Source organism: Candidatus Villigracilis affinis (genome assembly GCF_016705895.1).
GTDB classification, from domain to species: domain Bacteria; phylum Chloroflexota; class Anaerolineae; order Anaerolineales; family Villigracilaceae; genus Villigracilis; species Villigracilis affinis.
This window is the reverse complement of sequence record NZ_JADJKT010000043.1, coordinates 47,899-70,093: the sequence shown is the minus strand read 5'-3', so window position 1 is coordinate 70,093 and position 22,195 is coordinate 47,899. Positions and strand designations below refer to the sequence as shown.

Below are 22,195 nucleotides of genomic sequence, written 5' to 3'. Positions count from 1 at the left end.
TTTATTAAAATTTCAAGGGCGGATCATTAACCCGCCCTTGAGGGATTTACTCGGATTTTTCTTCCGGAGCGGCTTCGGAAGCTTCGCCCGCTTCAGGACTCGCCTCGGCCTGTCTCTCTTCGATCGGCTTGTACTCTCCGGAGGCAATGGACTTGATCATGTCCAACGCCTTGCGGGTCATCACACGGCTGGCGGATTCCATTGCGATGGCTTCGCTCAATTGCTTCTGGCCTTTTCTGCCGCCGCGAATCTTGCTGAAGTCCATGCCTTGCTGGGCAAGACCGTTGAGCGTGACGTTGTATTCCGCTTCGAGAGCATCGTTATCGATCTGAATCTTTTCCTGACGCACGATCTCATCAAGGATCAAACCGCGCTCGAGGCGTTTCTTTGCCACGGGGTTGACTTCATCCTGAATGAATTGCTCGCGGGTGGTGCCACGCATCTTGAAATAGGTCTCAAGGTCCATGTTCTGCTGAGCGAGACGGTTGGTCAAATCAGAAAGGACATGCTCGCCTTCGTGCTCGAGTGTGTGCTCGTGATACTTGATGGTGGCGACTTCCTTGAACTTTTCGATCAACTCAACGAAGTATTTGTCGTCGTATTCGGCCTGCGAACGGGTTTCCACATCCTTTTTGACGGCTTCCTTGAGAGCCTCCACTGTTTCACCGGCTCCACTCGTTTTGGCGAAGGCGTCGTCGATATCGGGCAAGGTTACGCCGCGCACGGTCTTGACCGTGACTTCAAGTGTGACTTCCTTGTCACGGAGTTCTTCAATTTCCCAGTCAGCGGGGAATTGATGTTTGATGGTCTTGCTCTCGGCAGCCTTCAACCCGACGAGTTCCTTCGCAAAGCCGTTGTACGGCCATTCGGTGTCGCGGTCTTCACTGCGCACGAAAGTGGCAAAGCCTTTGCGGGTGACTTCCGGAGTCTCGGAATTTACATCCACCAGCACGTAATCGCCAACTTCAATGGCGCGTTCCACGGTTTCTGTGGTGGCATACATCTGGCGCAGGTCTTCGATCGCTGTATCTACTGCGGCCTGATCGGGAGCCTGCCACTCATACGGCATGCGGATCTCGTGATAATTGCCAAGGTCCACTTCCGGGGCGAGCGGAATGCGGAAGGTCAGTTTCGGAGGCGTGAGGCTATCCACTGATTCGAGCGAGCCAGCCGCGCCGGGGTTCACATCAGCTTCCTTGAGAATATTGCTATATTCCGCATCAATAAACAGGTCAATAGCCTGCTCGGTCACTGCCCCTTCTCCAAATGTCCTCACGACGAGATCATAAGGAGCCTTGCCCGGGCGAAACCCCGGGATCTTGCTGCGCGCTGAGATCTTGGTCGCCGCGCGGCGTTTGTAAACATCCATTTTTTCCTGCTCAACGTCAACGATGAGCTTGGCTGAATGGTCTTCCTGGATTTGTTTTTCGATATTCAAAGTTTCCTCCAGACCCTGGATAAAAGCGCTTGCGGGTCTTGTAAAATAGTGAGGACGGTGGGAGTCGAACCCACATGCCTTGCGGCACATGATCCTAAGTCATGCTTGTCTGCCAATTCCAACACGTCCCCAACTCAATCAATGAGCGGGCGGAATTATAAAGCAGGGATGGGGGTGCGTCAACAATATTATATTTTTCCTCCGGCACCCTCTGACCGCCTGAAATCAGCGGTATAATCCCGCGCTTGTGTAAAAAACCAATATGGAGAAATCGCCTTGAGCCGAGTCATCAACCCTGATTCTGTAGGAAAAGAACGAACCCGTTTGACAAAGTCGATCGTATTGTGCATGCGTGAAATGATGAAGATGGCGAAGGTCACACCCGAAGCGAAGGACATGGCCTCGTTCATCGCCCTGGCATTGCAATCCATTTCAGAAGGCGTGGATGTTTCCGTAGCCGCCTGGGAAAAACGCGATTACTGGGTGAAAGCTGATAAGTTCCGCATGGAGTGGATGTGGGCGGGTCAGCTAGCCGAGAAAATGAAAACCGCCGTCCTCGGCGATGATTGGGCGACGATCGCTTCGCTTTTGCCCCAGATCGCCATGCGACTCAACAAGATCGAAGTCTCAGACAATCACAGGCTGGGTAAACCCTGGGAAAATGCCTACGCCCTGCTGGCACTGCATCGGAAGTTGTAAGATGGGTTTAAACAAAAAGAGGACATCGCCATAAACGATGTCCTCTTTTTGTTTATTTCAAACTTTTGAGATGTTCCTGCGTATGATTGAGTAGTTCAATCATCATTTCACGAATGTGCGGGTTGAGGTAATGATTCTCGAGGGTCGAGAGCGGCAGGAAGCGCGCGCCCGCGACGACGTGGATGCAGTTCGATGCTCCACAAATGCAGATGAAAGGAGCCTGCATCTCCCATTCTGTGGACGGATAGAAGAAGGAAAGTTCCTCCCCCTTTTCAATATCACGGCGCGCGATCATGACCATCTTCTTTGTGTCGAGAATGACATTCGGGTCGCAAGAATGATTCAGCGCAGCAAGCTTGCCAACGTGTGTATGAACCTCACGGCCGATCTGTACGGTGAAACGATTCGGCTTATCCATAATATTCTCGCTTGGCATGGAACAGATCACTTCACCTTTTTTGTACGCCTGCTTTGTCACGAGAGTTCTAAATTTATTCTCCGTTTTTATTGCAAGCGTTTCCATTGTTATTGTTGTTGACATCATTTTATTTGTTTCTCCTTTAATATCTCTTACTTGTTGTTTAGTATAGCAACAATAGGATTAATTGCAAGAGTTAATGAAGCTGTGTTTTGATATTTTAAGGTTGCAGTGATTTGTGAATCAAACTTGCATTGTGTAATATCAAGCAACCTAATGCAGAGAATAGTGTTGTTTATTCTCATAGAGACATGCTTTAGTGCTTTATCAAGGAGAATCAACATGGATATCCCTCAATCATTTTTTGATCTTCCGAACATTAATAAGGAGATCATTCAGGTAGCATCTGGCATACCTTTTGGTTTTAGCAGCGTTTACAATTCCAAGCTTGGCATTGGCGGTGCGTACGGTACATGGGGTGAAAGCTATGACAATCTCCGTCTGCGCGACTTGGTGGCTCAGCGATACGGCGAGCCCCTTGAGGATGAGGACACCATGAATTTATCAGAGCTGGGATTTCTCAGCCGCCACCATATCCCCACACTGGATAAACCAGAAGACGTCGAATTGGAAATGCAGGTTGGAACGAGAATGTTGCAAGAAGCCGCCCGCGCAAATGGCTGGCGCATTGACGAGGTGCAGGCTGTGTTGATCGGCGTAGGCGGGCCTGTGATCCCCGATTATGTGGAGCAGATCTGCCGACGTGCCGGCATCCCTGAGAATGCATTAAAGGTAAGCGTCCATAAGGCTTGTGACAGCTCGGTAGCTGGGTTACATCTGGCGTTGAATCCCGCCCTGGCACGCAAGGGACAGGTGAATATGGCCGAGGAATTGCTCGGCAAGAAAGTTTTAGTGGGTGGAATCGAAGGATTGAGCCGCTTTACCAGCCATTCACATGATAAATATGCCCTGCAGTTGTTTGCCAATGCCGCTGGTGTGATCGGGGTGATACCGGGAGAGACCTTTAAGTTTTTAGTCGGCAGGGAACATGAAGCTTTTGACGGGGAAGGAGTGCTGGCGATCCGTATGTATTACCCGCATCCAGGTAAAAATGAGAGTGAGTCATTGGTTGAAGTGACACAGGAAAATTCATCACATATTCGCGTGGCAGGATTGATGCACGAACCGAAGGACGGTTCACCCATTACGATGGCGGGGCCGATGGGCATGGTCAAGTTATTTGTGCGCACGGGAGTCAAAGTGGTGACGGATGTATTTTATGAATATGCAGAGTTGATGCAAAGATTAGGTACTCCGGAAAAGCAACTCGCGGTTGGCATTGTTCATCATGCCAACTACAAGATCAATCAATTGAAGGCAAAGCAATTGCAAAACGCAGGCATCGAATTCCCCATGCCGTGGTTATTGAGCGATTTTGGAAACGTTAGCGCGGCGAGCAATATGATCGCGTTCCTGCGTCAACTGCCGAAGATCAACCCCGGTGACAATGTTCTGTTCGATGGCTTTGGGGCAGGCACTTATTATGATGTGCTGGCTGTAACGCTGGGAAACGCTTGAGATGCAGGCATTACTTGAAGAGACCAAGCTGATAGGCTGATTTTCTACCATCCAGTAAAACATAGGGAGCGGCGCGTTCGGCGATGATTCCAAGCTTCTTCAGCGTGGAGAGGTCACGTAAGCGGCTCAATCTTCTTGCGTTCAGAATCGCATCTGCCCCTTTGAGCCCAATGCCAGGGATACGCAGTAATTGGTGCCTGTCTGCCTGATTGATCTCGATGGGGCTATGCAATAGATTCATTTGAGCCCATGCCTGCTTTGGGTCTGTGTGAATGGGGAGATTGCTTTCCGTTGTGAAGGGAAGGTCTTCAAGATCAAAGCCGTAATCACGCAGCAGGAACGACGCCTGATACAGACGATGTTCGCGCATGGGATTCACAGCAGGTTTATTTTCGAGCGGGGTATCGTAAACGGGATGGAAGGCCGAGAAGTATGCACGCTTAAGCCTGACATTTTTCATCAGCCAGTTGGTCGTGTTCAATAATTCAAGATCACTTTCATCTGATCCCGCCTGCAACGAATTGAGTCACTGTGGACGGATAGCGGCCATTCCAGAATTTGTAGGCTGGCACACTTCTACGAATTTCCTCCACCCATCGCAACGGGCGAAGCAATTCTTCAATGAAGATCTTATGCGGGGCAAGTTTGGCGAGCCGTTCGGTGCTGGGCGCCTCGAGGTTGACCGAGACACGGTCGGCGAGCTGCATAGCGCGGTAGACCTGATCCTTCTCCGAACCCGGCATCATCTTGAGATGGAGATAGCCTTTGAATAGATATTTTTTACGGAGGATATCTGCTGTGTCGAGGAGCTTATCCTGAGTCCGAACACCGCCTCCAGCGACCCCGGAGCTGAGAAATACACCTTCAGCCATTCCACCCCGATTCATTTTACTGAAGAGACTCGCGAATTCATCGGGCTTGAATGTAGCGCGGCGAAAATCCCTGCCTGCACGAAATGGACAATAGAAGCAGTCGCGTTCACAAGCGGAAGATAGCAATGTCTTGAGCAGGACGATCTTCTGACCATTGGGGAGTTGGGCGGGATGTGTAAAGGCATGGTCCCTCTCCTTCGGACTGAAGCAGGTCGGAGTGTCGGAATTGATGCGCGGTTCTCCATCCGGCTCAAAGGTCATTTGTGACGAGAGTAACTTTAAAGTGTCGAGAGAGTCCATAAATCCATTTTAGAACATTTGGTCTATTTTATCAAGAGGCATTTTGTGCGATAATGGCGGGAATTAATCGTACCTTTGTCCGATTGTCAGTGTTATGACCACATACCATTCAGAGGAAGCTCCCGAAAGGGAGGAGGAGGATGTGTATCGTTGATAAATATTTTTTGCACTTCGTAAGTTCGGTTTCTTGATGTAAAAAACTCAATTCAAGGAGAATTACGAAAATGGCTGAAAAGAGTCAAGCGCACGACAAGCAGGTACTACATAAGCTGGGGTATGCACAGGAACTTTCGCGCCGCATGAGCGGCTTCTCGAACTTCGCGATTTCATTTTCCATCATTTGTATTTTGGCAGGCGGCATTTCCGCCTTCCCCGCCGCATTCAATGCCCTCGGATCTGGCGGCGCATTTTTGATCTGGCTGGTCGGCGGCGTGCTCGCTTTGAGCGTGGCCTTCGGCATGGGACAGATCGCTTCGTCCTTCCCAACAGCGGGCGGACTCTATCACTGGAGTTCCCACCTCGGCGGTAAGGCCTGGGGCTGGGCCACTGCCTGGTTCAACCTCATCGGTTTGATCTGCGTGGTTTCCTCGGTGGATGTTCTTCTCTACACTGTATTCTTCAAAGACCTTCTGCTTGCCACCGTGCTGGGTGTGGATGTATCTTCCTTCGGCTACTGGCACCAGTTCATTTTTGTGGCGGTCGTACTCGTTTCACAAGCGACATTGAATCATTACTACATTGATATCACCACAAAGCTCACTGACTGGAGCGGCTATGTAATCCTGGGCCTGACGGTTATTTTGATCGTCACCCTGTTTGCTTTCAGCTCTGTTCCCCTCGACTTCACCCGTTTGTGGACCTTCCAAAACTTCACCGGCGATGTGGGCGGCGCGGTGGTTCCCTTCCGCACTGAGAATGTAGCCTTTGCATTCCTGCTCGGTCTCTCGTATGTTTGTTACACTATTACAGGCTTCGATGCTTCTGCTCACACCTCCGAAGAAACACAGGATGCACAGGTAAACGTGCCGAAGGGCATGTGGACCGCTGTATTCTGGTCCTGGGTGTTCGGCCTCGTTGCTGTAGCTGCCTATGTGTTGACGATGCCAAGCATTGAAGAAGCTGGCGCGGCTGGCTGGGGTTCGTTCTTCTATATGTGGAGCGCTTCCCGCATGCCGTATGGATTAAGCCTGTTCCTTGCCATTGGCATGGTACTTGTCAACTACGTTTGTGCGCTGGCTGGCCTTACCTCCACCTCCCGCATGATGTATGCCTTCGCCCGCGACGGCGGCCTGCCTGGGTCTGCTGCTCTCTCCACGGTCAGCACTGTGTATCGCACACCAGGCACCGCGGTTTGGGTCTCTGCCATTTTGGCGCTGCTAAGCACTGTGTACGCCCCTTACTATCTCGTGCTGGCTGTAGCTTGCGCGGTCTTCCTTTATATCTCCATGGTGATGCCGATCGCAGCGGGACTTCTCGCTGAAGGCGGACCGAAATGGAAAGAGAAGGGTCCATTCAACCTTGGCGGCCTTTCCAAACCCAATGCTGTGCTTGCCGTCATATTCGGTGTCGTGCTGGCGATCAGCGGATTCTTCCCGCCCAATGAGAAGGTTTTCTACTTCACCGTTGGCATGGTCGTTGTGATGCCCATCGTCTGGTATGGCTTCGAGCGCAACCGCTTTGAGGGTGTGCCTGAAGGCGACAAGATCAAGGAACGTCAGAAGTTGATCGCTGACATCGAAAGAAAATTCGGCGAACAATAACAGTCTGTTGTAAAGTAAAATCAAGAGCGGTATCTCTTTTGAGATACCGCTCTTGATTTTATATCAGTTTAAAAAAGTGCCCCAGTCAGGGTGAGGGGGGCACCCTGGCTGGGACATCTCTATTTTGACACAGTTCCTGACTATTTGCAAGTGCAAAAACAAGGATTCACAGATTGGTATACCCAAGAACAGATGAATAAGATGCTCACCAAAGCCTTCGAAGAACGAAGCTCGAAATTCTGGATATTATCCAGCCTCATGCTGGTTTCCTTTCTGGGGCTGGTCGATTACGCCACGGGAAACGAGTTCAGCTTTTCATTGTTCTACCTGATCCCGATCGCATCGACCACATGGCACGTAAAATTTAAAACAGGCCTGTTCATTGCTGCACTCAGCGCGATCACATGGGCGGTCGCCGATTTTTTTGCAGGCACGGATTATCGGCAGCCCATCATCTATTTTTGGAACACACTGATTCGACTCGGTTTCTTTGTCACTGTCACCTACCTGATCGCAGAACTGCACAAATCACAAAGGACCATAGAAGCTCTTGCGGATACGGATTACGTCACAGGTGTGATGAATGCCCGACGCTTCAACAGGCTTTTGGAACATGAACTCAACCGCTCAAGAAGATATAAACGTCCGTTCACGCTTGTATATCTCGATCTGGATAACTTTAAACAAGTCAATGATAATTTTGGCCACAACGAAGGTGACCAGTTGATCAAGTTTATCGCCGAAGAACTGAAGTGTCAGATTCGCAGCACAGACGCTGTTGCCCGATTGGGCGGAGATGAATTCGCCCTGCTCTTCCCCGAAGCGGGACGAAACGAGGTTGAAGTCATCATGTCCAAAATACAAAACCACCTCAAAGAAAAATTGTGCCGGTCCTATCCTTTTGTCACCTTCAGTGCCGGCGCAGTGACATTTGAATCCGCCCCGCATTCCACGGTCGAAACGATACGGATCGCAGATGAACTCATGTATTCCGTCAAAGCCAGCACAAAGAACGGAATACGTTATTTTCTATATTTGGGCTAACTCTACAAATTGAGAGGCAAAATGAAATATCTGCTCGGCATAGATCAAGGCACCACACAAACCACGGCTGTCATCGTGAACGAGATGGGGGAGATGCTCGAAAAGAATTCCGCTCAACTCCCTGCGCGTTTTCCACAGGCGGGCTGGGTGGAGCAGGAACCTAACGATATTGTCCGAACTGTAAAAGAAGCCTGTGCACCCCTGCTTGATAAATACGAGATCTCTGCGGTCGGCTTCGACAATCAGGGTGAAACCTTCATCGTTTGGGATGCAGAAACTGGCGAGGCGGTGACGCCTGCCATCGTCTGGCAGGATACGCGTGGACAATCCGTCTGCGATGCACTCGCTTCCAGCGTGGACCCGAACCTGCTTCGCCAAAAAACAGGACTCCTGCTCGACAGTTATTTCTCCGCGCCCAAACTCAAATGGGTCTTTGAAAATAATCCCGACATCCGTAAAAAGGCCCATGAAGGCAAGTTGAAATTCGGAACCACTGAAACCTGGGTCATCTGGAAACTAAGCGGGGGAAAACTGCACATCACCGACCCATCCACTGCTTCGCGTACTTTGCTCTTCGATATGAATACTTTCCAATGGGATGACGACCTGTTGAAATTATTCGACGTGCCGCGCAGTATGCTTCCCGAGATCAAACCTTCGGCGGGACACATTGGCGATGTGGATTTTGGAAATGGAAGGCCATTGCCATTGCATGCGCTTTTGGTTGACCAGCAAGCCGCGTTATTTGGTCAGGCTTGTTTTAATGCCGGGGAAATGAAATGCTCGTTCGGCACGGGTAGTTTTCTGTTGATGAACATCGGCGACAAACCCAAACTTTCCAACAACGGACTCCTCACCACGGTCGGATGGAATTTCAATGGACATACCGCATATGCTTTTGACGGTGGAATTTTTGTCACTGGCTCGGCGGTGCAATGGCTGCGCGATAACTTGAAATTCATCCCCGATTCTGCGTCGAGTCACAAATCTGCGCGGAATTCAAAGGACATGGGTGTCGTTGTCATTCCTGCCCTGCAAGGACTCGCCGCCCCGCACTGGCGCACGGATGTGCAAGGTGCGATGTTCGGCTTGAACCGCAGCACCACCTCTGATGACATTGTCCGTGCTACGCTGGATGGAATTGCCTGCCGCGTGTATGAAGTGGTCACTGCCATGTCGCAGGATCTCGGTCAACGCCCGCCGCATCTCAAGGTGGATGGCGGCCCATCGGGGAATCCCTACCTCATGCAGATGATCGCTGACCTGTTGGATATCGAGGTACGTGTCTCTGCCGCGTTGGAAGCCACCGCCATCGGTATTGCCAACCTTGCAGGCATGTCTGCGTTGGGAACGAGTTTCAATGAGCTGGCGCAGAATTGGAAATCGGAAACCTCTTACAAACCGCAAATGAAGAAAGCAGAAAGAGAAAAGAAGCTGGCGCAGTGGAACAAGGCGTTGGATGCGGTGAAGATTTTCCACAAATAATGTGGTCTCGACACGGGCGGAGAAGCAGCCGCCCTACTCGATCACCAGTTACGAGAAGAATATTATGACAACAACTTACGATATTGCCATCATCGGCGCTGGGGCGGTGGGATGCGCCATTGCACGGGAACTCTCCCGCTATCAACTCAATATTGCATTGATCGAAGCCAACTCAGACGTGGGCATGGGGACTTCCAAAGCCAGCACAGCCATCTGGCACACAGGCTATGATGCCAAGCCAGGCTCACTCGAAGCCAAGCTGCTCAAGCGCAGTTACAAACTTATGCAGGAATACCTGCCCGAAGCAAACATCGCGCATGAATTGTTGGGCGGTCTGCTCATCGCGTGGAATCAAGATCAATTCGACACCCTGCCGAAATTATTGAAACAGGCGCACGATAACGGCGAAATGGATGTGCGCATTATTTCCGCAGAGGAAATTTACCAGCGCGAACCGCACATCAACAAAGGCGCGCTGGGCGGACTGTTCGTGCCAGGGGAGGGAATCCTTTGCACGTTTTCCGTTCCAATTGCGATGGCGTATCAAGCCATGCTAAATGGTGTGGAATTGTTTCTGAATTTTCAAGTGAGGGAGATCAGACCACAAACCATGGATGGCGGATTGTCGTGGACCATCGTTGATGGTCATTCATCTGTCAACGCCCGCTATGTCATCAATGCAGCGGGATTGTTTTCAGACGAGATCAATGCTCATTTTGGAAAGACCAGTTTCAAGGTCACGCCGCGACGCGGACAGTTAATTGTGTACGACAAAATGGCGCGCCCGCTGGTTAATCACGTACTGCTGCCGGTGCCGACATCCATTACAAAAGGTGTGTTGATCAGCCCGACGGTGTATGGAAATATTTTATTGGGGCCGACCGCAGAAGACCTGGGCGATAAATCTGCAACCGAAACAACCGAAAGCGGATTAAAGTTTTTACTCGAAAAAGGGAAGCAAATTTTGCCGCAATTATTGGAAGAGGAAGTGACGGCGACTTACTCCGGCCTGCGCGCGGCGACAGAACACAGCGATTATCAGATCGAAATGGATGCAGCGCTTCGCTATCTATGTTTGGGCGGAATCCGTTCAACAGGCATTTCCGGCGCGATGGGCATTGCAGAATACGGCGTGGAATTGCTGCGCGAAGCGGGCCTTGCGTTGAAGTTGAAGGATGAATTCAAGAAGGTAAAACTGCCGACCATCGGAGAGGCTGCGATGCGGCCGCATCAAAACGCGGAAATGATCGCGCAGAATGCCGCGTATGCGGAGATCGTTTGTCACTGTGAACGGGTTTCGCGCGGCGAATTGATGGATGCCTTGAATGCGCGCATCCCCGCAACGAGTGTGGATGCCTTGCGAAGGCGCACCCGTGCTTCACAGGGAAGATGTCAGGGGTTTAATTGTCACGCGGCGCTGACAAAGATGACCGCAACAGAGCACACAAAGACCACCGCGATTTCTTTTGAAAAAGACCCCGTGCGCTCTGTGCCCTCTGTAGTAAAAGATGTTTTGATTGTCGGGGGCGGACCTGCGGGACTTTCGGCGGCCATTGAATTGAAGAAGCAGGGAATCAAGAATATCCTTGTCGTTGAGCGTGAGCCTGAAGCGGGTGGCATGCCACGTTTTTGTCATCACACAGGCTTTGGCCGCGAGGATCTATGGCGCATGTGGAGCGGGCCGAAATATGCAACGTATTATCGCGACCTCGCTGAAAAAATGGATGTGGAAGTGCAAACCTCCACGACGATCACGGGCTGGGCGAGTGCGAAGAAGCTGGCTTTTACTTCCCGCGGAGGGATCGGTGAGATCGAAGCGGACGCGGTGCTGCTGGCAACAGGCGTGCGCGAAAGACCGCGTTCGGCGCGGTTGATCCCTGGCACACGTCCGCAGGGTGTTTTGACCACAGGGTCGTTACAGCGTTTTGTTTATCAGGAGCAATTGCCAGTGGGGAAGCGGGCGGTCATTGTCGGCGCGGAGTTGGTGAGTCTTTCGGCGTTGATGACCTTGATGCATGCGGGCATGAAATGTGAAATGATGGTCACCGAAGAAGCGCGACATCAGATCGAATTTCCGTACATCGTGATGAAGTGGGCGCTTGCCGACATCCTCACCCGTACACCGATTGTTTCAAAGACGCGGGTGTCAAATATCTTCGGTCACAAGCGTGTGGAAGGAGTTGAATTGACACATGCAAGCGGTCAGGTTGAGACGGTGGAATGTGACACGGTCATCTTCACCGGGAGCTGGATCCCCGAACATGAGTTGGCCCGTGCTGGCGGCTTGGAATTGAATCCGCAGACGAAGGGGCCGCGGATCGATGCGGAATTTCGTTCATCCGTGAATGGCGTGTTCGTGGCGGGGAATTTATTGCGCGGCGTGGAAACCGCTGACCATTGCGCGGTGGAAGGGAAACGCGCAGCGGCATCCATTGCGAATTATTTGAAAGGGAAATAAAAAGGTGTGGACACGGAATTCCGTGTCCACACCTTTTATCGTACTGATTCTCAGCCTTCGTCTTCCATTCCGAGAATCTGGACGAGGGTCTTTTTGTCAATGCGGTAGGCGACAAATCCTTTTTTGGTTTGCAGCCAGACCGTGTCGCCGCCGATGTCGGTCACTTCCATTTCGTCGCCGGGGCTGTATTTGGCGATGACCGGGTACAGGATACCCGGGCCAGAGCGGATATTGAGGAAGGGTTGAGTGGTTTCCAACACACGGGCCTTGAAGAGGGTCTTCGCGGGCGGGACATTGATATTTTCACTGAGATAAGGCTCGGGGTTGAAAGCCGTACTGCCTTCACGAACCTCAAAATGCAAATGCGGACCCGTGCTGCGACCGGTGTTTCCAGAGTAGCCAATGTGCTGGCCTGCTGTGACCGCGTCACCGACTTTGACGAGGGCGTAATTCCTCTCATCCATGTGGCCATAGATGGAGAGCAGGTTGCCATCGTGACTGATGCGGATGTGATTCCCATAGCCGGTGTTATCGGCTGCCACACGGACCACACTGCCCGGCAGGGTGGCGTAGATCGGTGTGCGCAAGGGGATGCCCCAGTCGATGCCGTTGTGCCCATTCGTGATCGGATACCATTGCGGATTCTCACCGAAGCGTTGGGTGATGGGGAAAGTGGATTTCACAGGGTAGAGCAGTTTGAGTCCAGCGGGGGGCATGGTGTTCTCCTTTTTTGTGCTTTGTCCAATTGGCGGGTAGTGCAAACCCATTGTAGCAAATTGAGTTGAGCTATTCAAGCAATGACCATTGCGCAACGAAACGGGAGGAATGTCACTTGGGTGAGGAATATCCGCTGGCTATACTGATGAAACTGTGGGGATATTTCATCATAAAAGCATCAGGAGGCTTGCATGTGTGAATTCTGTACGCAGCATGGGGAAGGGGAGAAGTGGTATTTGACCATGGAGAACTACTCCAAGGATCTGTTGAACCAAAATCAACGCCGCAAATATGCAGCGGACTTCCTGAATGGGTTCGACAAACGGGTTCCGAAGAGCATTAAGCAGTTGGACAAGATCCGCAAGACACCTTTGATGAAGCTCGCCAAGCCTGTTTTGACTCACATGCAAAAAGAGGATCATTACGGGCAGGTTGTACCGATGGAAGATGTGGAGAAGATATTTGGGATGGTGCAGGGCGCGGTGCGGCTTCCGTGTGTTTGTCGGCGCGTGACCACGGGCAACATGAACGCACGTTATTGCTACGGCCTGACCATGGACAAGGAATTGATGGACTCGCTAGACGATTCCTTTAGTTTGGAGACTTTATCGAAGGAAGAAGCACTTGAGTCCATTCGCAAATTGGACAAAGAAGGACTCGTCCATTCTGTGTGGACATTCAAAACCCCGTTCATCGGCGGGCTGTGTAATTGTGACCAGGATTGCATGGCCTACCGTATTACCCATGCCCGCAAAGATTACCCTGTGATGTTCCGCGCGGAATGGATCGCAAGTGTCTCTGCGGATGCGTGCAACGGCTGCCGCCTGTGCATGAGACAATGTCAATATGGCGCGATACGATATTCATCGAATAACAAGAAAGTGGTGATCGACCCGACGGCTTGTTATGGCTGCGGTGTTTGCCGCGCGAGTTGCAGCAAGAATGCGATCGAACTGCATCCGCGGGAGATTGCTTTCAATTAAACTTGCGTCACTGATTCGGCAGGAACGGAAACAGGCGGAACGACAGTCACATAGCGATTCTTCTTTTTATCGCGGATGGCTTGTTCGTATACATCCAGTAGTTTTCCCGTCAAATTCTCGATGTTGAAGGACTGGGCTTTTTTATAAGCCGCTTGCGCGAACTTTTGCATTCTCTCGGGGTTTGAGAGGAGTCTTTTGATCGCAGCTGCCAATGCCTCGGGGTTATTCTCTACGAGATAGCCCTGCTGACCGTGCTTGAGAATATCGCGCGTGCCACTGGCTTCAACTGCAACCACAGGCAGGCCAGCCGCCATCGCTTCGAGTGTTGCAAGTCCCTGAGTTTCTGTGATGGATGCAAAGCCGAATAAATTCGCTGCTTTCATATAGGAGGGAGTCTCAGCAAATGAAAGCGAGCCGGTAAACGTTACACGCTTTTGGATGCCAAGTTCTTTTGCCAGCTCTTCCAGGCTTTTTCTATCGGTACCATCGCCAATCAGCACGAAGCGGAATTGGGGAATATCTTTTATGACCAGAGCCGCCGCATGTAATAAAGTCGGCCAATTCTTTTCCGGGGCGAGCCTGCCAATGGAGATCATCACAATATCTTTTTCCCAGCGTCGTTTTTTGCGTATCTTTTCTCCGCTGGCGGTGCGATACGCTTCCAGGTCTACACCTGTGGGGATTACCGTAAAGTTATTCTTCAGCCCGTAATTATTGACCAGTGTTTCGCGCATACTCTCTGATGGGATAATGATGTGCTGGCAGCGGCGCATGAAATCCTGAAGCAAACGGTCCACAGTACTCTTTATAAAATTCTGGACGGTCTCCATGGGGAAAGGTACGTAGTGGGTATACTCACGGTATTGCGTATGGAAGGTAAAGACCAATGGCAGGTTAAGCTCCTGTGCTTTTGTTGCGGCAGTATTCCCAAGCAGAAAGGGATGATGGGTGTGAATAACATCCAGCTTGATGGCGGGGATCAAGCGATCAATAAAAGGAGAGATGGGAATCGCGGTTGGAATATCAATCCCGGTTGGCAGGTTTAGGCTTGGATAGCGAAAAATGAACGGGTCTTTATCCGTATAATCCATTTGTTCCTGTGCAAAGATGAACACATTGTGGCCCCTGTGGGTAAGTTCATCCCGAAACGAACGCACAGAGCGGACAACCCCGCTGATGACTGGTAAATACGTGTTCGTAAAATTGGCGATATGCACGGTTACTCCTTTTCATCCTTGCTGACAGAGGAGACAATATCGGTTTTTGTTTTCATAAAATATTCAAGCACATAATAGGCATAGACCACCATGCCGGCATTCCATGAGAGCGGCGATTCAGACTTATACCAAAAACTGGATAAAGGTCTCCCGTTGGGGCCGTAGACTTCATGCACCTGCTGATCGTCCACAATGACTTCTGCAATGCGTGACAGGATTCCATGTGATTCTTCGACTCGTCCGCTGCGCGCGAGTGCCACCACGTGCCAGGCACCGATCCAAAGCCAGGCAGCGTCGGTGTGATAATTTGCCACGCCGCCCAGACGGTTTTCCAGTGCGATCAGGTTGGGCGGATAGGATGGATACGCAACCTTGGTCGGAACCGGGCTGGCCATCCCGTTGACAATGATCGCATCCATAATGAAATTTGCCTGTTCTGTGGATGCCAATCCCCAGGCGACTGCCAACAGATTCCCACTGCTGGTGAGTTGATCGAGCGAGTCACTGGCGGCGTAATAGCCAAGGGCAGGGCGCCAAAGATGTGCCTGAATTGCCTGTGCAACCTGCTCTGCTTTTTTTGAGTAAAAAGATATTTGATCATTCAGCCCAAAATGCTTGGCGGCTTCGGCCATTTCCTGCAGGGCTTTCCAGTAGGTTACATTCGTATAAAGCACGCGTCCATTGCGGGCGATGCTATCGGCCCAATCGGCGAAGGCTGCCTGGGTGAGCAGGCCGTCTGTGCTTTCCAGGACCGATCTCTCCGCCCATGAAATGGCGTTGACGAGTGACTCCCAGTGCGTTTTGAGGAATTCGCGGTCTTCTGCCTGAAAGCTGTAGTGAATGGCTGCGATGACCATCAAACATTGACCATCCAATGAGATCGTGCCGTGTCCGCTGATGTATTTCGGACGCATGGGAATTTCAGTGGGCTGTTCCCTGCCAAGCAGGGAATGCATAAAGCGTGTGACCATGCCCATGGAATGTAATTTGACGGGGAATTGCCCTTCGGGAGTCTGGTGATCGAGAAAGGCTTCCAAGGTGTCTTTTACCACCTTGAATTCCTTCAAAGCCAGCAGCCCAAAGGATGCAAAACTGAAATCACGCGCCCAACTCTCGCGGAAGTTGCGATAGCCGGCATGCAGGATCTCTCTTGTTTTGCGATTCCCGAAGCGGCGCACTTCAATAGCCGACCGCAGGTTGTCGGCTGCGATGAACAAGGCTTGGGCTTCGATCGTATCAAAATCCTCCGCTTTGGACAGCACCGCACGCGACATCAGCCTTGGCTGTTTGATGATGGCATGGATGTATTGATAGGCGATCAGGGATGCGATCCCGGCGGCGGCCCCGGTAATCAAGCCTTTGATGAAGCTGGGCTGGTCAACACGTTTTTGAGAAGTCATAAATTCATTATAGACCCTGAAGATGAGTAAACCCATTTATTTTATTTTTTCAACTCTTCCCTCCGAGGCAATCTCCTGTTATCATTTTATTGGCAAATGGGTTGCAGGTTTCTTTGCCCATAGTGAAAGACAAATCATTTTTGTTCAAGGGCCGACCCACATTGGTTCTTGGAAAGGAGATAATTATGGCAAACAAGGAACAAGGCAAGAATAAGGAAAAGAAAAAGAAGAAGAAAGAGAAGCCAGCGCCGCCGAAGAAGTAATTTCTTTCGCCCGCTCGAACTCGAAAGCAAACTATTGCATCCCCCGGCAGAAACTGCGGGGGATGCGTCATTTAACTCATCATGCTAGTAAACGCGCTTGAGACGGGCCAATAAAGCCAGGGGCAAGGCGATGGCCACCGGGCTGGGGCAGGGGATGGTTGGATTGTTTGCGGCTGGAGCAGAAGCGGATTCAGATTCTGCAGTCGGCTGGGGTTCGGGGGAAGCGGCTGACTGTGTGATGAGTTGAATATCGTCCACCCAGATCGTGCCGTTGTTGCTGGTTGAATCGAGGCCGCCGAAGCCGATGGCGATCTCTTGAATTTGGTCGGGCTTGTTGAAGGCTGCGCCTGCATCGGCTTCCCAATCGGCACGGTGAAATTCGCTCCACGGAATTTGGACATCGGCCCAGCCGTTCACGGCGTCAACGGGCACGGTAGCGGAATCGAGATAGGTTTCGCGGGATTCATTTTGACCGGTGTAGATATCCACATCGTAGGGAATGCCTGCTTCTACGGCACGGATGCGGAAGGACAGGCCTTGTCCACTGCTCCAGTTTTGGGTGGTGTCAAAGGAGAGCACACAGGTGGCCCATGCCCCGGGCGTGACGTCGAACTCGATCTGCAGGGAATTTTCCACGGGGGCGCAGGTGATCCTGGTGGGCGAGGCGTCGTCCCAGTAGGCGTTGAGGGTTGGCGTGAGAGTCTCGAAATCGGCGATCAAGGTGGAGGGGGAAGGTTGAGCAGGAGACTCTTGCGGCATCGATTCTGTTTGAGGTGTTGTAACAGGCTCAGGCGCGGATTGATTCGGGGCGTCCGCCTTCCAGCGATGATAGAAATAATTCAGCATCGGCACGAATTCATCGGTGGCTTTCTGACTGCCTGCGGCAGAGGGGTGGTCGTCGCCTGAGGGATAGTGCAGGGTGTTGCTCGCGCCGATGAGGTGCTCGACCCCGACCTCCGTAACGCGGTGATGTGCATCAGCGCTGGTGAGGAGGTTGTAAAAATCGAAGACCGCCACGTTGTGCTGGGTGTAATTGTTTTCGGCAAGCCAATCATTGACGAGCCATTCGTTGAAGGCGCGCGCATTTTCGGCGTGGGTGGGGTCGCTAAGTGGGGGAGCGGTGATGACGATGAAAAGTTTATCGGGGCGCGAGGCGAAGAACGGCAGGATGCGATTATAGACATACTTGGCGCCGCTCACCGAGAGTTCTTCGTAGGTGCCAGGCGGGTCATTGGGGCTGCCTTCAAGCGCGGAATTGGGGAAACAGGATTTGAACAGGATGATCTCGTTCTCGCCGCCGGGGTCGGCGAGGGTACGCGTGTACGCGGCGTGCTGTTCGCTTTCGTTGAAAAGCGCTTCCATGTAGACGGGGGTGTTTTCACTGGCGAACCACTCGACCCAATTGGGAATGTCGGTGCGATCACCGACCGCTTCTGGTCCCCACCCGTAGTTTGTATCGCTGACGAAATAATTATTCTCCCCGAGAGTCTGACCGAGATCTCCGTAACCATCGGCCAGCCAGTTCTCGCCCGTGGAATGATGGATGAAAACCAGTTTGACGACCTGCTGCGGCGGTGACGCATCCACAGCCTGCCGATAGGGCGCCGAGGCGCTGAGAAGTATTGTGACGAGAATCCACACAGCCATGCCCCCGTGGAAGTGAATTGAATTTGTTTTCATACGGCCCTCCCGTATCCATTTTTATTATAGCCACGCGGACGGGAAAGACAAGCGGGGGCACAAAATTTAATGCAAAGACGCGGGGTCGCAAAGTGGTAACTTGAGTTAAATGATGCAACAAGCGGTAAAATACATACAATCGTGGTTATGGAAAATGTTTGAGGGAGCTTTGCATGGCAATCACATTGAAGTTGCGCGAGGAAGATGGGGGACTGGTCGTTACTTTTGATGACCAGACCGTGAAGACCGCTAAAATCCAGCGATTGACCGATTACAAGCCGACCCGTTCACGAACGGACAGGTTCTGACTGCCGCGCTGGGGGGCGATGAGATGTTGAAGCGGCTCGCTGATGACCCAGATAATAAGTTGGATGGACGAAAAGCCGATGCCTTTGCATGGGAGCCACGCGCCTGACCGTCAGTTGTGCGAAGGCGGGGATGCGCGGACGCCCAAGCCCGCCGCAGGCGCTTGATTTCAGCTGGCGGCTGACCCGGATAGGGGCAACCCGTGAGGGGTATCGCTCGATCTGGATAACGAGAGCGTCCATCCGTGAGACTTGCAGAACAGCGGAAAGAACTCACGGCGGAACCGCCGACGCGAAACCGCTTTGCGGCAGGGACCCTGTGCTGCACCTGACCTGTCATGGGAAGTGGTGATACGCCACGGGCAAGTGGCGGTGCTGGCGCTGAAAAAAAGATGGAAGCATTGACCCCTAGGGGACTTGTGAACATGTCGCCCGGTCTGCGGATGGTGTTGTTGAGTCGCATGACCCCACAGGCCCAGGCAACTGGCTGTTGGCGAGGCGCTGCGTCAGGCGCGGATGAGTTTGGCGCGCCACCCTCAAAGCGTGGGACTGCCCGTCGGGTATGTATCAGCGAACGGGTGGAGCGAAGCGTTTCCCATCCAGCAGGGGACGCCCTCGGTGGGTGGACTCGGCAAGCCTGGCGAATCTGCCCTTGGGGGAGAAATCCAGCCGCCGCGCCCGTGTTGGGACGCAATCTGGAACTGCATCAAATTGCAAAACATTTTACCGACGGCGGTAAGGTGATCACGGTGGCGGGGACGGGCGGCATGGGCAAGACCGCGCTGGCGGCTGCGTTTGCCGAGCGTTTCGCGTGGATGTGGACGCGGGGCGTGAGCGGCTATTCGTTTGCCAACGAGGTCAACGCGGCGAATTTCAGGTACGCGCTGATGCGTGTACTTTTTGGCGAGGAGGGGGCGCAGAAGGGCGCGAGCCTGAGCGAGAGCCAGCAGCGCGAAGCCATTTTGAAAGCGGCGCGCGAGTGGAGCGGCTTGTGGCTGTTCGATAATTACGAGAGCATTATTCAGGGCATACAGGAAAAACAGCCCGAAGCCGAAAGCATCCACAGGCTGATCGCCGACCTTGCCAACGGCGACGCGGACATGCTGTTGACCAGCCGCGAACAACCCGCAGGCTTGAGAAATGAACGCCTCTTTCCCGATGGCAATCACGCCCTGCAGGCTGGGCAGGCGGGAATTATTTTTCAACAGGTAAGGCAAGAAGACCCCCTCAATTTCCGCACCCGCGACCTGGCGGGGAGTACGAGACGCGTGCCGATGCAGGCTCTGGGTAACTGGCAGGATGAACTTGCCAGCGCCGGGCTGGCGGGCATCACGCACCTTCACCATGCCTTGGCGCAGTGCACTCTCCAAGACTTGCGAAAAATTGGCATCCTTGAGCATTTTCCCATTTCCGTTTTTCCCCCCCCCCCCCCCCCCCCCCCCCCCCCCCCCCCCCCCCCCCCCCCCCCCCCCCCCCCCCCCCCCCCCCCCCCCCCCCCCCCCCCCCCCCCCCCCCCCCCCCCCCCCCCAACCCCCCCCCCCCCCCCCCCCCCCGGCCCCCCCCCCCCCCCCCCCCCCCCCCCCCCCCCCCCCCCCCCCCCCCCCCCCCCGGAGATAAATGAGCGAGAAGATCAAGATCACTTGTCCGCGCTGCAAACATAAATGGGAAAAATCTCTGCCTGAACTGGAGGAGATAAAAACCATTTATCGCGGCGATGAAAAAGAAAAAACGAAAAGAAAAGTCGTAGAGTATCGTGCAGTTTGTCCCGTTGATGGCACGTTTGTCATTATCGAAATCGAGGAGGATTGCCAACAACAAGTTGAAACGCAGGCGCTTGAGTCCCCGAAAATCTGGAAGAAGCCGCGCGGCTGTTGATCGGTCTGGTCACGGGCTTGCTAGGCGCGCTGTTTGGTGTGTTGACTGTCTCTGCCGAGACATTGCCCGCGTATCTTTCATTGTCCGCTGTCAAATGGTGCGGCATTCTGGCGGTGGTGCTGTGGCTGTTGTCACTGCTGTGCGCGCTGGTCGTGGTCACGCCGCGCAGGTGGCAGTCCGATGCGGGCAAGCCTGAGACGCAAAGCGAGGTGTTCAAAGCCATGCTGAGTCACAAGTCAAGGTGGCTGAGGGATTCGGTCACATTGTTTGCGGGAGGAGTCATTGCGCTGGGAATCGTGCTGGTGATTGCACTGGCTAGTGTAAAGTAATGTGAATAATGGTTAGTGCAGGTCGGTGCGGGCTAAAGCCCTGCCTCAGTTCAAAAAAGTCCTTCGGACTGGGTTTCCAGCCCAGAAAGTAGGTAGGGCAGGGGAGGTACGGGGGAAATGCTGATTGCTTCGCGTGAAGGCTGAATTTACGTGCGGAGTCTCCTGCTGTTGGGATTTTGTCCGCTTTGTTTGGATGTGTCCGCGAAACGAGTGGTAGGGGAGCGGGGCGGAGGTAATTTGTCCGCTATTCTTGTTTTTTCCTCTTATGGTTTCGATAAGTATTATTACCGAAAGCATTGACAGGAGGCAATAAATTCATATAATATAGGCATGACTGACACATCTGAGGCAGAATTCCCAAGCATTTCCCACGTGATTAGCGCATATTTACACATGGTTGAAGGTGCCCGCAGCAAATCTACAAAGCTTGCGTATAAGAAGGCGTTGAAAATTTTCGCTGAATTTCTACAGGAAAATTTGATCGCGCCAGACACCACCCCCATCAAAGTTTTGTCAGAAAACCTCTTTGCAAAGTTTCTGGAATACTTGCACGGTTATGCCCCAAAAACAGAGCAATTATATCTACAAGCGGTCAAAGGGTTTTACTTGTACGTTGATTCAGAGAAGCTTATACAGCTCAGCCAGTCACGCCTGACCGTGCTTATACGACAACGCTCACGGCGTCCAGGAAGACGCTTGCCACAATCTGAAGATCGTTATTTTGAACTATTGCTGGAAAAGATTCAGGATGTTCAGAACTTAATGATTTCAAGCGCAGATGATGAAAATGAAGCCGTCAACGCTAAACTACGCGCATATCGCGACCGAGCATTTATGATTACTCTGGCAGATACTGGTTTTCGCGTTCACGAAGCTTGTAATCTCCGTCGAGGCGATATAGATTGGAATGAAGGCCGTGCCATCATCATTGGTAAAGGCGATAAAGAAGCCGTTGTGCGATTTACTGCAAGATCAATGCGAGCCATGAAAGATTATCTTTCACAACGCGCTGAGCTGGATGGAAATTCCGGTAGACCATTAAGTTCCCTCCCCATTTTTGCAAGGCATGATAAAGGCGCTGGCAAACGAGTTGTGTCTATTACGACCACAACCGGGCGCAATATCGTCAAAGAGCGTGTGGAGCAATTTCTAGGAAAGGAATTAGTTGGAAAAATTACACCCCATTCCTTTCGTCATTATTTTGTAACTGCCACCCTGCGAGGCACTGGCAATCTGGCAATCGCCAAGAAACTGGCAAGACACGAAAATATTGCGATGACTGAAAGGTACACTCACTTAACCGATGAAGAACTTGACAAAGCATATCATGATGTCTTTGAGAGAGACTAAAAATGAAGTTCAACTTCAACATGT

At 52.2% G+C, this 22,195-nt stretch carries 21 protein-coding genes and 1 tRNA gene; 12 read left to right on the top strand and 10 right to left on the bottom strand.

Annotated elements, in window-relative coordinates:
* Positions 1 to 46: 46 nt before the first annotated feature.
* Both tig and IPI86_RS25155 read right to left on the bottom strand, forming a co-directional pair.
* Positions 47 to 1,438: a trigger factor gene (gene tig, locus IPI86_RS25160; RefSeq protein WP_345300795.1), complete on the bottom strand. Its 1,392-nt coding sequence runs from the start codon at positions 1,436 to 1,438 to the stop codon at positions 47 to 49.
* A 49-nt stretch (positions 1,439 to 1,487) separates the two neighbouring features.
* Positions 1,488 to 1,569 (bottom strand) — tRNA-Leu (locus IPI86_RS25155).
* Positions 1,570 to 1,714: 145 nt separating this feature from the next.
* On the opposite strand from IPI86_RS25155, the gene IPI86_RS25150 reads away from it, so the two are divergent.
* Entirely contained in the window at positions 1,715 to 2,137 is a 423-nt protein-coding gene (locus IPI86_RS25150) for a hypothetical protein (RefSeq protein ID WP_345300794.1), read from the top strand.
* Positions 2,138 to 2,189: 52 nt separating this feature from the next.
* Here IPI86_RS25150 and IPI86_RS25145 read toward each other — a convergent pair whose 3' ends face one another.
* Positions 2,190 to 2,681 (bottom strand): SET domain-containing protein-lysine N-methyltransferase, encoded by a 492-nt coding sequence (locus IPI86_RS25145; RefSeq protein WP_345300793.1) that lies wholly within the window; start codon positions 2,679 to 2,681, stop codon positions 2,190 to 2,192.
* 216 nt (positions 2,682 to 2,897) lie between these two features.
* Here IPI86_RS25145 and IPI86_RS25140 point away from each other — a divergent pair, with 216 nt between their 5' ends.
* The gene (locus IPI86_RS25140) at positions 2,898 to 4,133 is read left to right on the top strand and encodes a 3-oxoacyl-[acyl-carrier-protein] synthase III C-terminal domain-containing protein (protein ID WP_345300792.1); all 1,236 of its coding nucleotides are present in this window, start codon (positions 2,898 to 2,900) and stop codon (positions 4,131 to 4,133) included.
* A gap of 10 nt (positions 4,134 to 4,143) precedes the next feature.
* Here the strand turns inward: IPI86_RS25140 and IPI86_RS25135 are convergent, their stop codons facing one another.
* Together IPI86_RS25135 and IPI86_RS25130 are read right to left on the bottom strand one after the other, a co-directional pair.
* On the bottom strand, positions 4,144 to 4,614 hold the full coding sequence (locus tag IPI86_RS25135; protein ID WP_345300791.1) for a hypothetical protein: 471 nt from the start codon (positions 4,612 to 4,614) through the stop codon (positions 4,144 to 4,146).
* A 16-nt stretch (positions 4,615 to 4,630) separates the two neighbouring features.
* A complete protein-coding gene (locus IPI86_RS25130; RefSeq protein WP_345300790.1) occupies positions 4,631 to 5,305 on the bottom strand; it encodes a radical SAM protein in 675 nt (224 codons plus the stop codon).
* 224 nt (positions 5,306 to 5,529) lie between these two features.
* Between IPI86_RS25130 and IPI86_RS25125 the strand changes: the two genes are divergently transcribed.
* The 4 genes from IPI86_RS25125 to IPI86_RS25110 all read left to right on the top strand — a co-directional run bounded on the left by IPI86_RS25125 (position 5,530) and on the right by IPI86_RS25110 (position 12,052).
* Positions 5,530 to 7,065, top strand: coding sequence for an amino acid permease (locus IPI86_RS25125; RefSeq protein ID WP_345300789.1), 1,536 nt, complete (start codon positions 5,530 to 5,532; stop codon positions 7,063 to 7,065).
* 192 nt (positions 7,066 to 7,257) lie between these two features.
* The gene (locus tag IPI86_RS25120; RefSeq protein ID WP_345300788.1) at positions 7,258 to 8,109 is read left to right on the top strand and encodes a GGDEF domain-containing protein; all 852 of its coding nucleotides are present in this window, start codon (positions 7,258 to 7,260) and stop codon (positions 8,107 to 8,109) included.
* 21 nt (positions 8,110 to 8,130) lie between these two features.
* Positions 8,131 to 9,594, top strand: coding sequence for a glycerol kinase GlpK (gene glpK, locus IPI86_RS25115; protein ID WP_345300787.1), 1,464 nt, complete (start codon positions 8,131 to 8,133; stop codon positions 9,592 to 9,594).
* A 64-nt stretch (positions 9,595 to 9,658) separates the two neighbouring features.
* Positions 9,659 to 12,052, top strand: a complete 2,394-nt coding sequence (locus IPI86_RS25110; RefSeq protein WP_345300786.1) for an FAD-dependent oxidoreductase — start codon at positions 9,659 to 9,661, stop codon at positions 12,050 to 12,052.
* A gap of 50 nt (positions 12,053 to 12,102) precedes the next feature.
* On the opposite strand, the gene IPI86_RS25105 is transcribed toward IPI86_RS25110, so the two are convergent.
* On the bottom strand, positions 12,103 to 12,768 hold the full coding sequence (locus tag IPI86_RS25105; RefSeq protein WP_345300785.1) for a M23 family metallopeptidase: 666 nt from the start codon (positions 12,766 to 12,768) through the stop codon (positions 12,103 to 12,105).
* A gap of 192 nt (positions 12,769 to 12,960) precedes the next feature.
* Here IPI86_RS25105 and IPI86_RS25100 point away from each other — a divergent pair, with 192 nt between their 5' ends.
* Positions 12,961 to 13,752: a 4Fe-4S binding protein gene (locus IPI86_RS25100; protein ID WP_345300784.1), complete on the top strand. Its 792-nt coding sequence runs from the start codon at positions 12,961 to 12,963 to the stop codon at positions 13,750 to 13,752.
* Here the strand turns inward: IPI86_RS25100 and IPI86_RS25095 are convergent.
* The 3 genes from IPI86_RS25095 to IPI86_RS25085 form a co-directional block, all read right to left on the bottom strand.
* On the bottom strand, positions 13,749 to 14,969 hold the full coding sequence (locus tag IPI86_RS25095; RefSeq protein WP_345300783.1) for a glycosyltransferase: 1,221 nt from the start codon (positions 14,967 to 14,969) through the stop codon (positions 13,749 to 13,751). The two genes, IPI86_RS25100 and IPI86_RS25095, sit on opposite strands and share 4 nt — an antisense overlap.
* Positions 14,970 to 14,971: 2 nt before the next feature.
* A complete protein-coding gene (locus IPI86_RS25090) occupies positions 14,972 to 16,369 on the bottom strand; it encodes a GH116 family glycosyl hydrolase (protein WP_345300782.1) in 1,398 nt (465 codons plus the stop codon).
* Positions 16,370 to 16,716: 347 nt separating this feature from the next.
* Complete coding sequence (locus IPI86_RS25085) at positions 16,717 to 18,312, bottom strand: hypothetical protein (protein ID WP_345300781.1); 1,596 nt, start codon at positions 18,310 to 18,312, stop codon at positions 16,717 to 16,719.
* Between the two features lie 173 nt (positions 18,313 to 18,485).
* Between IPI86_RS25085 and IPI86_RS25080 the strand changes: the two genes are divergently transcribed.
* Together IPI86_RS25080 and IPI86_RS25075 are read left to right on the top strand one after the other, a co-directional pair.
* On the top strand, positions 18,486 to 18,620 hold the full coding sequence (locus tag IPI86_RS25080) for a hypothetical protein (protein ID WP_345300780.1): 135 nt from the start codon (positions 18,486 to 18,488) through the stop codon (positions 18,618 to 18,620).
* Between the two features lie 42 nt (positions 18,621 to 18,662).
* On the top strand, positions 18,663 to 18,785 hold the full coding sequence (locus IPI86_RS25075; protein WP_345300779.1) for a hypothetical protein: 123 nt from the start codon (positions 18,663 to 18,665) through the stop codon (positions 18,783 to 18,785).
* 368 nt (positions 18,786 to 19,153) lie between these two features.
* Here IPI86_RS25075 and IPI86_RS25070 read toward each other — a convergent pair whose 3' ends face one another.
* A complete protein-coding gene (locus IPI86_RS25070; RefSeq protein WP_345300778.1) occupies positions 19,154 to 20,017 on the bottom strand; it encodes a hypothetical protein in 864 nt (287 codons plus the stop codon).
* Between the two features lie 217 nt (positions 20,018 to 20,234).
* Here IPI86_RS25070 and IPI86_RS25065 point away from each other — a divergent pair, with 217 nt between their 5' ends.
* From IPI86_RS25065 to IPI86_RS25055, 3 genes are all read left to right on the top strand, one after another.
* Positions 20,235 to 20,492, top strand: coding sequence for a hypothetical protein (locus IPI86_RS25065; protein WP_345300777.1), 258 nt, complete (start codon positions 20,235 to 20,237; stop codon positions 20,490 to 20,492).
* Positions 20,489 to 20,821 carry a hypothetical protein gene (locus IPI86_RS25060; protein ID WP_345300776.1) on the top strand — a complete coding sequence of 111 codons (333 nt, stop codon included), beginning with the start codon at positions 20,489 to 20,491 and terminating at the stop codon, positions 20,819 to 20,821. Before IPI86_RS25065 ends, IPI86_RS25060 begins: the two co-directional genes overlap by 4 nt.
* A 330-nt stretch (positions 20,822 to 21,151) precedes the next feature.
* A complete protein-coding gene (locus IPI86_RS25055; protein ID WP_345300775.1) occupies positions 21,152 to 22,171 on the top strand; it encodes a tyrosine-type recombinase/integrase in 1,020 nt (339 codons plus the stop codon).
* Positions 22,172 to 22,195: the final 24 nt, after the last annotated feature.

Bases quoted from the DNA above. Each gene is read 5' to 3' on its own strand.
- IPI86_RS25130 (WP_345300790.1), bottom strand. From the start codon at position 5,305: ATGGACTCTCTCGACACTTTAAAGTTACTCTCGTCACAAATGACCTTT.
- IPI86_RS25075 (WP_345300779.1), top strand. From the start codon at position 18,663: ATGACCCAGATAATAAGTTGGATGGACGAAAAGCCGATGCCTTTGCAT.
- IPI86_RS25070 (WP_345300778.1), bottom strand. From the start codon at position 20,017: ATGCTCAAGGATGCCAATTTTTCGCAAGTCTTGGAGAGTGCACTGCGC.
- IPI86_RS25120 (WP_345300788.1), top strand. From the start codon at position 7,258: ATGAATAAGATGCTCACCAAAGCCTTCGAAGAACGAAGCTCGAAATTC.
- IPI86_RS25085 (WP_345300781.1), bottom strand. From the start codon at position 18,312: ATGAAAACAAATTCAATTCACTTCCACGGGGGCATGGCTGTGTGGATT.
- IPI86_RS25090 (WP_345300782.1), bottom strand. From the start codon at position 16,369: ATGACTTCTCAAAAACGTGTTGACCAGCCCAGCTTCATCAAAGGCTTG.
- IPI86_RS25140 (WP_345300792.1), top strand. From the start codon at position 2,898: ATGGATATCCCTCAATCATTTTTTGATCTTCCGAACATTAATAAGGAG.
- IPI86_RS25065 (WP_345300777.1), top strand. From the start codon at position 20,235: ATGAGCGAGAAGATCAAGATCACTTGTCCGCGCTGCAAACATAAATGG.
- glpK (WP_345300787.1), top strand. From the start codon at position 8,131: ATGAAATATCTGCTCGGCATAGATCAAGGCACCACACAAACCACGGCT.
- IPI86_RS25055 (WP_345300775.1), top strand. From the start codon at position 21,152: ATGACTGACACATCTGAGGCAGAATTCCCAAGCATTTCCCACGTGATT.
- IPI86_RS25110 (WP_345300786.1), top strand. From the start codon at position 9,659: ATGACAACAACTTACGATATTGCCATCATCGGCGCTGGGGCGGTGGGA.
- IPI86_RS25100 (WP_345300784.1), top strand. From the start codon at position 12,961: ATGTGTGAATTCTGTACGCAGCATGGGGAAGGGGAGAAGTGGTATTTG.
- IPI86_RS25145 (WP_345300793.1), bottom strand. From the start codon at position 2,681: ATGATGTCAACAACAATAACAATGGAAACGCTTGCAATAAAAACGGAG.
- IPI86_RS25080 (WP_345300780.1), top strand. From the start codon at position 18,486: ATGGCAATCACATTGAAGTTGCGCGAGGAAGATGGGGGACTGGTCGTT.
- IPI86_RS25105 (WP_345300785.1), bottom strand. From the start codon at position 12,768: ATGCCCCCCGCTGGACTCAAACTGCTCTACCCTGTGAAATCCACTTTC.
- IPI86_RS25125 (WP_345300789.1), top strand. From the start codon at position 5,530: ATGGCTGAAAAGAGTCAAGCGCACGACAAGCAGGTACTACATAAGCTG.